Annotated in this window: 1 protein-coding gene; it reads right to left on the bottom strand. The window is 42.0% G+C overall.

Annotation, left to right across the window (positions count from 1 at the left end; translation table 11 throughout):
• On the bottom strand, positions 1-338 hold a 338-nt coding region (locus AB4486_RS27095), incomplete at both ends, for a membrane dipeptidase (protein ID WP_372119874.1).

Raw genomic sequence — 338 nt, forward strand, 5'->3', positions numbered from 1 at the left:
GTTATAAGCGTCGACAAGTTTTTTTCCATATTCAGTTAGACCACGGTTCTCAATTTCGAAGCAGCCATCACCCACATCATTACGTTGATTATATGCCAATAAACAGTAACCATAGCCCATCTCACGCCATAGTCCTACGCGATCAACATCACCACCAAATATTTGAGTACCTTGGTGAGTGAAGTAAATACCCAATTTGTTTTGTTTTACCGCTTCATCAATATCTTTGGTAGTGCGGATCATCATATAGTCGTCTGGGCGTTCTTTCATTTTGCTTAGGTAGAACTGAGCGCCTTTCATAATGCCTTCAACCGAGGCATCTAACGAGTCTGCGGAAG

Origin of the sequence: Vibrio sp. 10N.222.55.C6 (assembly GCF_041473395.1) — a bacterium.
Taxonomy (GTDB): Bacteria; Pseudomonadota; Gammaproteobacteria; order Enterobacterales; family Vibrionaceae; genus Vibrio; species Vibrio crassostreae_C.